Below are 13,734 nucleotides of genomic sequence, written 5' to 3'. Positions count from 1 at the left end.
GTGCTTACACTAAAATACTTAAACACAAGGGTTTTACCAAAATATTAATTTGCAATCCTTCATAAAGCGGCTCACCGTCCAAATGCACAGGCGCCATTTGTTCGCGCTTAATTAAAATATCCTTACCCTGGATAATTTCAACATAACGGGAGCGGTTGGCTGTTTTAGAAAAAAGATGCCAGATCATCACAGGAAACCACCATACTGAAAATGGTTTTATGATACATACATCCAGCAAACCATCGTTTACAGACGCTTCCGGCGCAACGTGCGCATTATTTCCATACTGAGATGAGTTGGCAATACTCAGCATGAAAGCTTTTTTACAATATTCCCTATCGTTGATTCGAAGAAAATACTCTTTGGATTTGTAACTGCTTATCTCGTTAATTATTGACTTAGCATACCCAAAAAACCCTCTCTTTCCGCCCCTGTCAAATAACGCACTAATATGTGCGTCAAATCCCAATCCGGCCATATTGAAAAAACTGCGTCCATTTAATTCGCCACAGTCTATTTTAAGAGACCTGCCCGTATTGATTCTTTCAATCGCTTTCTTATGATCAAGGGGGATATTTAATGTACGGGCCAAACCATTGCCCGAGCCGGATGGAATAATTCCCAATAAAACGTCAGTATCCTTTAACGCGGACGCCACCTCATTCACTGTTCCATCGCCGCCTACCGCAACAATGATGTCGGACGAAGCAACATGATCTTTAGCGACTTTATATGCGTGATTTTTATATTCTGTAAAAACGCAGTGCGCGTCAAATTTATTTAAATCGAGGTGACGATTGAGTTTTTTGAGAAAACCGCTTTTATTATTTCCACCGGAAATAGGATTTATAATGAAAAGGACTCTCTTTTTCAATGGATTTATGCTGGCTCAAAGTTATTTTTAATTTCAATGAATTTAAAATTAGTTGTACTTTCGCAGCGCAGTGGATCGATTTGCGTTGATTGCAACCACGTTAAAAAATGCTAAAAAACAATCAGCTTTTTTACCGCCCGGTTTTTTCTCGTGTAGCCCCCTGTTTGTATCATTAAATTATCAGTTTATTTATGTCATACTTATTCACGTCTGAATCAGTATCTGAAGGGCATCCAGATAAAGTTGCCGACCAGATTTCTGATGCTTTAATTGACAACTTTTTAGCCTGGGATGCTGATTCAAAAGTTGCCTGCGAAACTTTAGTTACCACTGGCCAGGTAGTTTTGGCTGGTGAAGTAAAATCATCAACCTATCTTGATGTTCAAAAAATTGCACGGGAAGTAATCCGTAAAATCGGGTATACCAAGTCGGAATATATGTTCGAAGCAAATTCCTGCGGAATTTTATCAGCAATTCACGAACAATCTGCTGATATTAACCAGGGTGTTGACCGTAAAGAAAAACAGGAGCAAGGTGCTGGCGACCAGGGAATGATGTTTGGATACGCTACTGTTGAGACCTCAAATTATATGCCTCTGGCTTTAGATCTTGCACACAAAATCCTTATTGAACTTGCAGCGCTTCGTCGTGAGAATAAAGATATTACCTACTTACGCCCGGATGCAAAATCACAGGTAACAATCGAATACAGCGATGACCATCTTCCAGTTCGGATTGATGCTATCGTGGTTTCAACTCAACATGATGACTTCGGAGCTGAAGACGTCATGCAGAAAAAAATCCAGGATGATATTATCAATATTCTTATTCCACGGGTAAAAAGCCAGTTGAAACCCGAATTACAGGGATTGTTTACCGGCGATATCAAATATCATATTAACCCTACCGGCAAATTTGTTATCGGCGGCCCTCATGGCGACACCGGTTTGACAGGCCGTAAAATCATCGTTGATACATACGGTGGTAAGGGAGCGCATGGTGGAGGAGCTTTCTCGGGAAAAGACCCATCTAAAGTTGACCGGTCCGCTGCATATGCAACACGTCATATTGCCAAAAATCTTGTTGCTGCCGGCGTTTGCGACGAAATTTTAGTTCAGGTATCTTATGCGATCGGCGTAAAATATCCGATGGGAATTTACGTCAACACGTACGGATCATCTAAAACAGGTTTATCTGATGGCGAAATTGCTCAGAAAGTATCTGAAATATTTGACATGACGCCTTACGGAATCGAGACGCGCTTAAAGCTGCGTAACCCTATTTATGCTGAAACCGCAGCGTATGGACACATGGGACGCGAACCGCAAACGGTAACAAAAAGTTTTGAAGGAGCCGGCGGCGAGAAAAAAACCGTTGAAGTTGAACTTTTCACCTGGGAAAAACTCGATTATACTGATAAAGTGAAAGCTGCTTTTAATATTGCTTAACAGTAATTCGAAGCAATCTTATTTATAATCTCACAGCCTTTCGGAATACCGAAAGGCTTCTTTATTTTGCGGCATGGCAGACGAAGAAACAAATCCCTGGCAAACGCTATCATCAAAAGAGATTTATGACAACCCCTGGATTAATTTGACCGAATACCAGGTAATTAATCCCAACGGGGGCAATGGCATATACGGAAAAGTTCATTTTAAGAACATTGCTATCGGGATTGTCGTTCTCGACGATAAGTTAAATACCTATCTCGTTGGTCAATATCGTTATGCAATAGATCAGTATAGCTGGGAAATCCCGGAAGGCGGCGGACTGCTGGGGGTGGATCCACTTGAATCTGCCAAACGCGAGTTACTGGAGGAGACAGGTCTCGTGGCCAGCAGCTGGAGGGTAATTCAAACGATGCACCTTTCAAATTCTGTAAGTAACGAATATTCCATTCTGTATCTCGCTCAAAACCTTACTCAGCACGATGCAGAACCTGAAGAAACGGAACAACTGGAAATAAAGAAAATGCCGTTCGAGGAAGTTTATCAATGGGTGAAATCGGGGAAAATCACGGATTCAATGAGCGTGGCAGCGATACTAAAAGTTAAGCTTATGCTTTTAGATGGCTCTCTATAACAGGCAATTCCTTAAGAATTTTAACTTTGTCCGTGTTTATGAAAAAAATCGCTGCTTATATATTAACCCCGATCCATTACCTGTACTTCGGATTACTTTTAATTATTTTTCATCCCATCCAATGGCTGGCTTTAAAAATCGGAGGTTACAGCGCACACAAAAAATCAGTAGATATTTTAAATTTTTTTCTTGTTACCACCTATTACGTTTTGGGAGACAGGATTGACTTTATCAACAACCAGCCATTGCCGATTGATCGACCGATTATTTTTATTGCCAACCACCAGGCGATGTACGATATTCCACCACTGATCTGGTTTTTAAGAAAATACCACGCGAAATTTATATCAAAGATCGAACTCACCAAAGGAATCCCCAGCATCTCATTTAACCTGAAATATGGCGGCGGCGCAAATATCGACCGGAAGGACAGTAAACAATCGATTGCTGAGATTTTAAAACTTGCCAAAAGGATGAAGGACAATTGCTGGTCGACCGTTATTTTTCCTGAAGGTACCCGATCACGCACCGGCGAACTTAAAACATTTGCCGTAGGAGGGATTGCGACGATCTTAAAAAAGGTTCCCGAAGCACTTATTGTTCCTATTGCTATTAACGGTTCATGGAAATTTCATCGTTATTCGAGCTCCTTCCCATTGGGTGTTTTTGAAAAAATGACCTGGACGGTTTTAAATCCGATCGAGCCGTCGGGAAAGGCAATCGAAGAAGTAATCGCCGAAGCAGAGGAAGCTGTCAGAGCCGCATTGCCTGCTGGTCAAAAAACTAGTATTTGATCAAATGTTTTTGTTCTCGATCAGTTTAAAGAAGTAGTCGCGGTAAGTATCGCCGATAGGAATAACCTTTTCTCCAATAATAATACGACTGCGTTCAATGCTTTCGATCTTGTCTAATGCAATAATATAAGATTTGTGCACACGAATAAATCTGCCGGAAGGCAATACCTCTTCCATTTTCTTCATGTTTTGTAAAGTAATTATCCGTTCGTCGGCAGTAAAAATGGAGATGTAATCCTTTAATCCTTCGATGTAAAGAATATCGTTCAAATATATCTTCTGAATTTTATGTTCTGTTTTAACAAAAATAAAATCGTTCGAATTCTGGATTATGAGCGGTTCGGCTGCACCCTGAGGAGCGGCTGCCGCAGCTTGCTGTACTTTCTGAACCGCTTTATAAAACCGGTCAAAAGCAATTGGCTTTAATAAGTAATCAACAACGTCGAGATCGTAACCATCCAAGGCATATTGCGGATAAGCGGTAGTCAGTATCACGTCGCATTTGCCGTTAATTATTTTTAAAAACTGAATACCTGTCAGCTCCGGCATTTGAACATCAAGGAAGACTAAATCGGCCTTATCGTTCTGTACAAGTTCAAGTGCTTCGAAAGCGCTTGTAGTTGCCAATACCAGTTCTAGCTGCGGTACTTTTGCAATATAATCAGTTAAAATATCCAGGGCTAAGGGTTCGTCATCAACAACCAGGCAACGTATCATAATTATAAATCTAAATATAATTTGCAATAATAAACTTCGTCATCATCGCGAATATCTAACATGTATTTTCCTTTGTAAAGCAGATCAAGTCGCCGTTGTATATTATGCAGTCCTATTCCACCGGTGATGTCTTTGTTCTGTTTGTTCTTCCTGTTTTTTACCTGGAAAATCAATTTTCCGTCTTTAATTTCCAGGCGAATATTGATCGGATGAGCTTCATCGTTCGCTATTCCATGTTTGAAAGCATTCTCCACAAAAGGAATAAGCATCATAGGAACAATCATCTGATGGGAATCCCCGCAAATAACTTCAAAATTCACGAAAGCCTTGTCTTTTAACCTTATCCGCTGGAGCTCGATAAAATTTTCCAAATATCGTACCTCTTTGGCCAGATCGACCTTTTCATCATTGCTTTCATATAACATGTAACGCAAGATTTCCGAAAGTTTTAAAACTGCCTCCGGAGTTTTGGCAGACTGCTGATAAGCTAACGAGTAAATGTTATTTAACGAGTTAAGTAAAAAATGCGGATTGATCTGTGATTTTAAGAAAGCCAGTTCAGCTGTTAATTTCTCTTTTTCAAGACTTTTTTTAACTTTTTCGTTTACAAACCAGTCCGATCCGAACTTCAAACCCGAACTAAGCACAATGACAAACGTGCTGGTAAATATCGCGGCTAAAAAATATTTATAAAAACTCAGGTGTTCATTTTCTCTGATCAGAACATATTCTTTAAAATATTCGGCCAAACCATATTTAATGAACGCCGAGGCTATTATGAGGAATAAGACGCTGACTACGAACGCCCAGTACTTTTGATTTGTAAGATATCGCGGAAGAAGAAATAAGTAGTTAACATAAAATATTCCAATATTGATCAGCCCGAAGTAAACGTATATTACGACTGTTTTCATCGTAACATTGCCATGATCACTTCCAACAAAAACAAAAAAGAGTAAGATTGCCGCCCAAACGGCTGTATGCAGAATAATCTGGCGGATTTTATTCATTCCTTAAATTTACCTGTAGCTGAACAGTTAACCTCCCCGATTAGACGAACGGGCAAAATTTATCTGCCAACTCTGTACTTTTCACAGGGTCTTAAAAATTGCCGTTCATCTATTAATACTGGCGCTTAGTCTAATTAATTTTAGCAGCTGAAAGATATGGTGTTGATTTGGATTATCAAATCATTGACAATCATGAAAAAAGCAATATCAACACTTTCGCCATTCATCATGCTTTTGATACCGGTATTTGTGTGCGTTGGGCTTGTGTTATTGAATGATCATACCAGTATTCCGGCTGAGGGATACAATGCGAAACTGACGTTTCATTTACCCGCGATAAATGAACTGATTAAAACCATGTTCTGAATGAGCGCTCACTCGGTCAATTTAAGGTCGGGTGAGTGATTTATTTCAAATGCCTCATGCCTTGATGGTATTTCAACTTTTCCGAATCCCTTTTCTTTAAGCTTGCTTTTAAAATGTTCCTGCACCGGATACTCACCGTGTACCAAGAATACTATTTTAACCTCGGCAGGATCCTGACATGATACAAACCGAAGAAGATCCTCATAGTCGCCATGCGCGCTCATAGATTTGATCGCCTGTACTTCTGCACGCACATCATAATCCTCACCAAAAATATCAACCACCCGGGCACCTGACATAAGTCGGCCTCCAAGCGATGACGGCTCACAATAACCAACAAGAAGAATCGTGTTTTTTTCACTACCGATGCTGTTCTTTATATGGTGTTTCACTCTGCCGGACTCTGCCATTCCAGAAGCAGAGATGATAACACATGGCCGCGGATCGGTGTTCAAAGCGATCGATTCCTGAACATTTTCAATGAATTTGAGTCCTTTAAAAGCAAACGGATCAGCATCTACCTTCAGTACCTCATTTACGTCATTATTATATACTTCCGGGTGTGATTTAATCACCTGTGTGGCCTTTTCAGATAAAGGACTATCTACATAATAACTTACATCAGGCAATATGCCTTTCAGTTCCATCGAATTTAATGCATATAAAACTTCCTGTGTACGGCCAACGCTAAAAGCCGGGATAATAACTTTTCCTCCCTTTATATTACAGGTTTGATTGATAACGTTATACAGCGCATCAGTAATCGGTTCCAAATCTTTGTGCAACGAATCGCCATAAGTTGATTCCATAATTATATAATCTGCCTGAGCGAACGGTTGAGGGCTTTTAAGAAGCATATCGCCGTACCTGCCAACATCCCCGCTAAAAGTTATCTGATATGATTTTGCATCCTCGATGATCGATAAATGAACAGCGGCACTTCCAACTATATGACCGGCATCGGTAAATTTTAGTGTAACACGCGGATCAATCTGATGTTCCTCATTATACTCTACTATTTTAAACAAGCGCAGTGAAGCGATAACATCTTCCTCTTTGTACATCGGTTCGATAAGTTTCATTCCCTTAGGTTGCCGATGCCTGTTGCTATATTCAGCATCCTGTTCCTGAATTTTTGCCGAATCCATCAATAAGATCCTCGCCAGATCCATCGTCGCGGAAGTGCAATAGATATTACCTTCAAAACCTTCGGCCACAAGGCGTGGGATAAGGCCGCAATGATCTATATGAGCGTGAGATAAAACAAGATGATCAACTTTTTTAGGATTAAAGCCAAAGTAACCGTTTAATTCATCGGTTTCTTCACCCATTCCCTGAAACATCCCGCAATCAAGCAGTATCTGCGTGCCATTATTTAGTGTTATCAAATGCTTGCTGCCGGTAACATTTTGAGCAGCGCCGTGGAAGGTAATTTTCATGAATATTTATTAAATGTTTGATGCGGTGTAAGCCGCCATCGCCAAAGCAAAAAGTCAACATGAATACCGGAATAAAGTTTTTTTTTACATTAAACTAAACAAATAGTTGTATAACTAATTTTTTAGTTATACATTAGTGTATGCGAATTATAATTGTTGTAGTCTTTCTGTTTTTATTCGCGTCATGCAAATTAAATCAAACGGTAAACGGCTATAAGGAAGGAAAATGGATTTATGGCCCCAGCGAAATGCAGGCAACGGCAAAAAAACTGAAAAAAGCCGGTTATTCAATCCCTGAGGATGCCATTGCCGACAATTATCATTATAAAGGAAGATACAAACACGGACAAGAAAAAGGCACATGGCGGTATTATCTCGGAAAGAGCCTGGTTCGGAAAGAACGCTATAAAGGCTATACCGCGGACGTTGAATTTTACCATTTCAACGGAAAAGTTGATTGTAAGGGCAAAACGTTCTTCGACACTTCAGGCAAAATTCCCGAATGGTACTATATCGGAAGCTGGAGTTGGTACGATGAAGATGGCCGGCTGGCGGTGACTAGAAAATATGACAAGGGTATAATCGTAAACGAGACCTATTACCAAACCAATTAACACTATGGAACTAAAAGATCTTACAAAGGCGGAAGAACAGGTAATGCAAGTCCTATGGGATTTAGAAAAAGGGTTTGTGAAAGATGTAATTGACCAATTACCAGAGCCTAAACCAGCTTATAATACCGTTTCAACGATTATAAGAATTCTCGAAACCAAGGGCTTTATCGACCATGAAGCCTTCGGTAAAAGTCACCGGTATTTTCCGCTGATCAGCAAAGAAACTTATAAAAGCTTCGCCACCGAAAAGCTGCTTAGTAACTATTTCGGCAGCTCGGTTGAAAGTATGTTTTCATTTTTTGTAAACGAAAAGAAAATTGACCTGAAAGAGGCGGACGAAATTTTAAAACTGATTGAAAAACTTAAGAAGAAGTAATCATGAATACGATCAACTTTTTTTTGCAGGCAAATATTTACCTCATTCTATTTTACTGCTTTTACATCATTCTATTGAGGACAGAAACATTTTTCAGCCTCAACAGGATGTACCTGTTGTCGGCGGCTTTATTGTCATGTGCTATTCCAATCTTACATTCTACCTGGGTAAACTCGTTGTTTAACACCACCAAGATCGCCCAATCCAAAGAATCCTTTAATTTGATTATCAGTGAGGTTGGCGGATTTTACGAAGCTCAAAGCAATCCACTTTCGCCTTCAAACATCCTGTTTTTGGTTTATGCCACAGGGTTTATCGCCGTATCGGCACGTTTTACCATACGTCTTTTAAAGTTGTTCTTCGGAAAATATAATGATAAAATTCCTGCGTTTTCGTTCTTCAATAAAATTGTGGTTTCGAAAGAATTAAACGCTTATGACACTATCTATGCTCATGAACAGGTTCATTCAAAACAGCTGCATTCTGCTGATGTGATTTTCTTCGAACTACTAACGATCATATTCTGGTTCAATCCGGTTATTTACCTATACCGGAAAGACATTAAAAATATTCACGAATTTATCGCTGATGAGCTGGCCAGCCACGCGGATAAAGCCGGATATGCGATGCTTTTACTTTGTAATACGCTGAACATAAAGCCGGACCAATTAACCAACAGTTTTTATAATCAATCCATGTTAAAAAAAAGAATTACAATGTTACAAAAAACAAAATCCAGAAAGGCGGCCCTGTTAAAATATGGCTTATCGGCGCCGTTGTTTGCAGCGATGCTCATATTTTCCTCTGCTACAATCAGCAAAAAAGCAGAACGTGCTATCGAAAAAACAAATTTAAATGTTCCATCCGATGATCTGTCAGAGATTACTTCGGCAATGTTTGATAAAACCATTACACATATAAAAAGAAACGACCAAGTATACTTGACGGATACATTGCCGGATAAATCAATCCACAACTTCGGCACTGTAGATGTATTACCGGAATATCCGGGAGGAATGCAAAAGTTTTATGAATTTATCGGCAAAACTTACAAATATCCGCAAGAAGCGATTAAAAACCACGTTAAGGGTCGTGTCACTATTTCCTTTGTCGTCGAGGAGGACGGAGAGCTTACAGATTTGAAGGTGCTTCATGATATGGGCTACGGCACTGGTGACGCTGCAATTGAAATGCTAAAAAAATCACCTAAATGGAAACCGGGCATACAAAATGGACAAGCCGTTCGGGTTGCTTACGCTATCCCGATTATGTTAAATGTTGAGGCGAAAGCAGGAGGTAACATTCAAAAGGATTCAGAGCCTCTTTACATAGTCGACGGCATTGAGAGAACATCTGACGAAATAAAATCCATAAATCCGCAAACTATTAAATCATTGAATGTTTTGAAAAACGCCGATGAAGTTGCCAGGTATGGAGAAAAAGGCAAAAATGGCGTAGTACAAATCTACATAAACCAGGAACCGCCAAAAGATGCTAATGCTGTTAGGGTAAAAAACATAAAAGTTGAAAATGCCCTGTCAACTGACAGCACAAAAACTGTCTACAGCGAAAACGGAGCAATTTTGAAGTTAGGTAAAGCCGAGCAATTTAACGGTCTTGTTATTGTTGACGGTGAACGAAAGGACCCTTCATTCAATTTTAAAAATCTTGATCCTGAAAAGATTGAATCAATGTTGATTTTAAACGTAGAGAATGCAACGGCAAAATACGGCGACAAAGGAAAAAATGGGGTGATTGAAATAAAAATGAAGAAATAAACTCCTAAACGCACAAAAGCCTGGAATAAATCCAGGCTTTTTGTGTTATTCTCCTCCTTGCCTCGTGAGGCAAAGTTAATGCATTTCTTCTTCTTTAAAAAATTTTGCTGTAAAATATTCCCGGTTCATCCTGGCAATATTTGTAAGCGAAATCTCTTTAGGACATTCCACTTCACAAGCACCGGTATTGGTACAACTTCCAAATCCTTCGGTATCCATTTGATTGACCATTGCCTGCGCACGCTGATAGCGTTCCTGTTGTCCCTGAGGCAACAAGGCCATTTGTGAGATCTTAGCAGAAACGAACAGCATAGCAGATCCATTTTTACAAGCCGCTACACACGCTCCGCAACCAATACACGTCGCCGAATTGAAAGCTTCGTCAGCGATTGGCTTTGGTACCGGTATTTCGTTAGCATCCGGAATACCACCAGTGTTCACTGATACATAACCACCAGCCTGCTGAATACGATCGAAAGCAGTACGATCAACTGCTAAGTCCTTAATCACAGGAAACGCGCCTGATCTCCATGGCTCGATGGTAATTGTTTCACCATCGTTGAAGCTACGCATATGCAACTGGCAAGTAGTAATAGCTGTTTTTGGCCCGTGCGGTCGACCGTTAATGTATAACGAACACATACCGCATATACCTTCGCGGCAGTCATGATCGAAATGGATCGGGTCCTCGCCTTTCTTGGTCAAACCTTCGTTAACTACATCTAACATCTCCAAAAAGGACATGTCATCTGCGATATTATCTGCTTTGTATGTTTTAAAACCACCTTTGTCCTGAACATTTTTTTGTCTCCAGACTTTAATGGTTAGATTCATGTGTTTGCTCATATCAGTAAGTATTGTGTATTGTGATTTGCGTAAATGAGAGTAACTTCATTCAGTACGCAGTACTCAATACTATTTATAGCTTCTTTGTGTCAATTTAACGTTTTCAAATACCAGCTCTTCCTTGTGAAGTTCTTCTTGTTCACCATAGCCTTTGTATTCCCAGGCAGCGGCAAATGCGAAGTTCTCGTCATCGCGCTTTGCTTCGCCTTCTTCGGTCTGGCTCTCTTCACGGAAGTGGCCTCCACAGGATTCGCGGCGTTGTAAAGCGTCATCAACCATCAGTTCGCCGAGTTCAAGGAAGTCCGCAACTCTTATTGCCTTTTCAAGCGATTGGTTGAATTCTTCATTTTTTCCGAGAACGATAACATTTTTCCAGAAATCCTCACGCAGTTCGCGTATCAATCCTTTCGCCTTAGTTAAGCCGGCTTCATTCCGGGCCATGCCGCAATATTCCCACATTATGATACCGAGTTCCCGGTGATAGTCATCAACCGTTTTGGTACCTTTTAGCGACAATAATTTGGCAATCTTTTCTTCTACGGATTTCTTTGCTTCAGCAAATGCCGGATGTTTATCATCGATTGGTTTTGGACCAATGGTAGCTAGATAATCGCCAACTGTATAAGGAATCACAAAGTAACCGTCGGCTAATCCCTGCATAAGAGCTGAAGCTCCCAGGCGGTTTGCACCATGATCCGAGAAATTCGCTTCCCCTAGACAGTATAAGCCCTGAACAGTGGTCTGTAAATTATAATCAACCCAAAGCCCACCCATAGTATAGTGAACTGCCGGATAAATACGCATCGGCTGCTTATATGGATTCTCATCAGTGATCTGGTAATACATGTCAAACAGGTTACCATATTTTTCACGTACCGTGTCTTCTCCTAAACGCTTAATTGCATCGGCGAAATCAAGGAAAACCGCTTTTCCTGAAGATCCAACACCTTTTCCTTCATCAACCGCCTCCTTAGCATTACGCGATGCAACGTCACGGGGAACCAGGTTACCAAATGATGGATATTTTCTTTCAAGGAAGTAATCTCTGTCCTCCTCTTTGATATCAGCGACTTTAATCTCACCCTTTCTTAACCTCTCGGCCATTTCAGGCGTTTTAGGCGCCCAAACACGTCCATCATTCCGTAACGATTCAGACATCAGCGTAAGCTTTGACTGATGATCTCCCGTTACCGGAATACAAGTCGGGTGAATCTGTGTAAAACATGGATTTGCGAAATATGCACCACGTTTATGCGCTTTCCAGGCAGCCGTAACATTACAGCCCATTGCATTGGTAGAAAGATAGAACACGTTTCCGTAACCGCCGGTACAAAGCAGAACTGCATGAGCTGCATGAGTTTCGATCGTACCATCGATAAGGTCGCGGGTAACAATTCCCTGCGCTTTTCCATCAGCTACAACAACATCCAGCATTTCATGGCGGTTGTACATCTTTACTTTGCCTTCGTGAATCTGGCGGTTTAACGCCGAGTAAGCACCAAGTAACAATTGCTGTCCGGTTTGACCGCGGGCATAAAAAGTACGCGATACCTGTGCGCCACCAAATGAACGATTGTCAAGTAAACCACCGTATTCTCGGGCGAAGGGCACGCCTTGTGCCACACACTGATCAATAATATCTACCGAAACTTCTGCCAAGCGGTAAACGTTAGCTTCGCGGGCACGGTAGTCGCCGCCTTTAATGGTGTCATAAAATAGGCGATAAACGCTGTCGCCGTCATTACGGTAATTTTTTGCAGCATTTATACCTCCTTGTGCCGCAATAGAGTGTGCACGACGCGGGCTATCCTGAAAACAAAACGCTTTAACATTATAACCTAATTCGGCTAAAGAAGCTGCTGCTGACGAACCCGCAAGTCCGGTTCCGACAACTATTACTGTATATTTCCTTTTATTGGCAGGGTTAACAAGCTTAAGATTAAACTTGTGCTTAGACCATTTTTCGGCTAAAGGGCCTTCAGGAATTTTAGCATCTAATATCATCAGTTGTTATATTTTTTTTCCTTGAGGGAATGAATATCTATTTAGTAAAGTAAACGTAAAGAGGCATCGCTGCAAAGCCGAGTGGAATCAGCACCGCGAAAACCCAAACACCTAAAAAGCTTACGATAGGCATGTATTTTTTGTGGTCCCAACCGAAGGTTTGAAACGCGCTCCAAAAACCGTGGTACAAGTGGAAACCCATAGCGGCCATAGCCACAACATATAAAATAACAAGCCAGACATTTTGAAAAGCATAACTTACCTGCTGATACAGATCCTTAGCTCTTACGATCTCAACCCCGTTATCGACATATTTTACAAAATCACGGAATTCAGAAGCAGGAATTTCTTTCACCGTTGTTTCACCAGTCTGCAGACTTGTTCTGTACTCAACAAACGGCACCATATCATTATGATATTTGAACCAAAAATTAGCCATGTGAGTAACGATAAAAATCAATAATACCGTTCCAAGTATTCCCATATTTCGTGAACTCCAGCTGGCATTTTTACCTCCTTCATAAACAGCATACTTCACCGGCCTTGCTTTTTGATTATGCAATGTCAGAATCAAAGCGTAAACAGCATGTATAATGATCGATGCATAAAGCAGGTATGAAATGATCTTGATCGGTGGAAAATGAGTCATAAAATAGGAGTACTCGTTAAATGCTTTTCCGCCATCGTGAGAGAAGATCTGGAGGTTACCAACCAGGTGGACGATGAGAAATGTACATAAAAACAAGCCAGTCAAGGCCATGATCAGTTTTTTTCCCAGAGTTGATGAAAATGTAGATTTAAAATTGCCCATTACTTTGGTTTAAATTTTATTTT

General features: G+C 40.6%; 14 protein-coding genes. 7 read left to right on the top strand and 7 right to left on the bottom strand.

Translation table 11 applies throughout. The features are described from left to right. Positions 1-4: 4 nt before the first annotated feature. A complete protein-coding gene (locus tag GS399_RS11600; RefSeq protein WP_202409440.1) occupies positions 5-874 on the bottom strand; it encodes a diacylglycerol/lipid kinase family protein in 870 nt (289 codons plus the stop codon). 191 nt (positions 875-1,065) lie between these two features. Here GS399_RS11600 and metK point away from each other — a divergent pair, with 191 nt between their 5' ends. The 3 genes from metK (at position 1,066) to GS399_RS11585 (ending at position 3,750) form a co-directional block, all read left to right on the top strand. Continuing rightward, entirely contained in the window at positions 1,066-2,322 is a 1,257-nt protein-coding gene (metK, locus tag GS399_RS11595; RefSeq protein ID WP_160844803.1) for a methionine adenosyltransferase, read from the top strand. Positions 2,323-2,395: 73 nt separating this feature from the next. Continuing rightward, positions 2,396-2,956 carry an NUDIX domain-containing protein gene (locus GS399_RS11590; protein WP_160844802.1) on the top strand — a complete coding sequence of 187 codons (561 nt, stop codon included), beginning with the start codon at positions 2,396-2,398 and terminating at the stop codon, positions 2,954-2,956. A gap of 38 nt (positions 2,957-2,994) precedes the next feature. After that, complete coding sequence (locus GS399_RS11585) at positions 2,995-3,750, top strand: lysophospholipid acyltransferase family protein (RefSeq protein WP_160844801.1); 756 nt, start codon at positions 2,995-2,997, stop codon at positions 3,748-3,750. Here GS399_RS11585 and GS399_RS11580 read toward each other — a convergent pair whose 3' ends face one another. Then, positions 3,751-4,467, bottom strand: a complete 717-nt coding sequence (locus tag GS399_RS11580) for a LytR/AlgR family response regulator transcription factor (protein WP_160844800.1) — start codon at positions 4,465-4,467, stop codon at positions 3,751-3,753. It abuts the gene before it with no gap. Positions 4,468-4,469: 2 nt separating this feature from the next. Continuing rightward, the gene (locus GS399_RS11575; RefSeq protein ID WP_160844799.1) at positions 4,470-5,477 is read right to left on the bottom strand and encodes a sensor histidine kinase; all 1,008 of its coding nucleotides are present in this window, start codon (positions 5,475-5,477) and stop codon (positions 4,470-4,472) included. A gap of 192 nt (positions 5,478-5,669) precedes the next feature. Between GS399_RS11575 and GS399_RS11570 the strand changes: the two genes are divergently transcribed. Then, positions 5,670-5,843, top strand: coding sequence for a hypothetical protein (locus tag GS399_RS11570; protein ID WP_160844798.1), 174 nt, complete (start codon positions 5,670-5,672; stop codon positions 5,841-5,843). Positions 5,844-5,851: 8 nt separating this feature from the next. Here the strand turns inward: GS399_RS11570 and GS399_RS11565 are convergent, their stop codons facing one another. After that, positions 5,852-7,282 (bottom strand): MBL fold metallo-hydrolase RNA specificity domain-containing protein, encoded by a 1,431-nt coding sequence (locus GS399_RS11565; protein ID WP_160844797.1) that lies wholly within the window; start codon positions 7,280-7,282, stop codon positions 5,852-5,854. 140 nt (positions 7,283-7,422) lie between these two features. On the opposite strand from GS399_RS11565, the gene GS399_RS11560 reads away from it, so the two are divergent. From GS399_RS11560 to GS399_RS11550, 3 genes are read left to right on the top strand one after another with little or no spacing between them, the layout of a single operon-like run. Beyond that, a complete protein-coding gene (locus tag GS399_RS11560; protein ID WP_160844796.1) occupies positions 7,423-7,896 on the top strand; it encodes a hypothetical protein in 474 nt (157 codons plus the stop codon). 4 nt (positions 7,897-7,900) lie between these two features. After that, positions 7,901-8,272: a BlaI/MecI/CopY family transcriptional regulator gene (locus GS399_RS11555; protein ID WP_160844795.1), complete on the top strand. Its 372-nt coding sequence runs from the start codon at positions 7,901-7,903 to the stop codon at positions 8,270-8,272. A 2-nt stretch (positions 8,273-8,274) separates the two neighbouring features. Then, positions 8,275-10,050, top strand: coding sequence for a M56 family metallopeptidase (locus GS399_RS11550; RefSeq protein WP_160844794.1), 1,776 nt, complete (start codon positions 8,275-8,277; stop codon positions 10,048-10,050). 75 nt (positions 10,051-10,125) lie between these two features. Here the strand turns inward: GS399_RS11550 and GS399_RS11545 are convergent, their stop codons facing one another. The 3 genes from GS399_RS11545 to GS399_RS11535 form a co-directional block, all read right to left on the bottom strand. Then, positions 10,126-10,896, bottom strand: a complete 771-nt coding sequence (locus GS399_RS11545; RefSeq protein WP_202409439.1) for a succinate dehydrogenase/fumarate reductase iron-sulfur subunit — start codon at positions 10,894-10,896, stop codon at positions 10,126-10,128. Between the two features lie 69 nt (positions 10,897-10,965). After that, a complete protein-coding gene (locus GS399_RS11540; protein ID WP_160844793.1) occupies positions 10,966-12,900 on the bottom strand; it encodes a fumarate reductase/succinate dehydrogenase flavoprotein subunit in 1,935 nt (644 codons plus the stop codon). A 37-nt stretch (positions 12,901-12,937) separates the two neighbouring features. Further along, the gene (locus GS399_RS11535; protein ID WP_160844792.1) at positions 12,938-13,711 is read right to left on the bottom strand and encodes a succinate dehydrogenase cytochrome b subunit; all 774 of its coding nucleotides are present in this window, start codon (positions 13,709-13,711) and stop codon (positions 12,938-12,940) included. Positions 13,712-13,734 lie beyond the last annotated feature (23 nt).

The organism is Hufsiella arboris, assembly GCF_009834875.1.
GTDB lineage: Bacteria > Bacteroidota > Bacteroidia > Sphingobacteriales > Sphingobacteriaceae > Hufsiella_A > Hufsiella_A arboris.
Note: the sequence above shows the minus strand (reverse complement) of the source record. Positions and strands in the feature narration are given on the sequence as shown.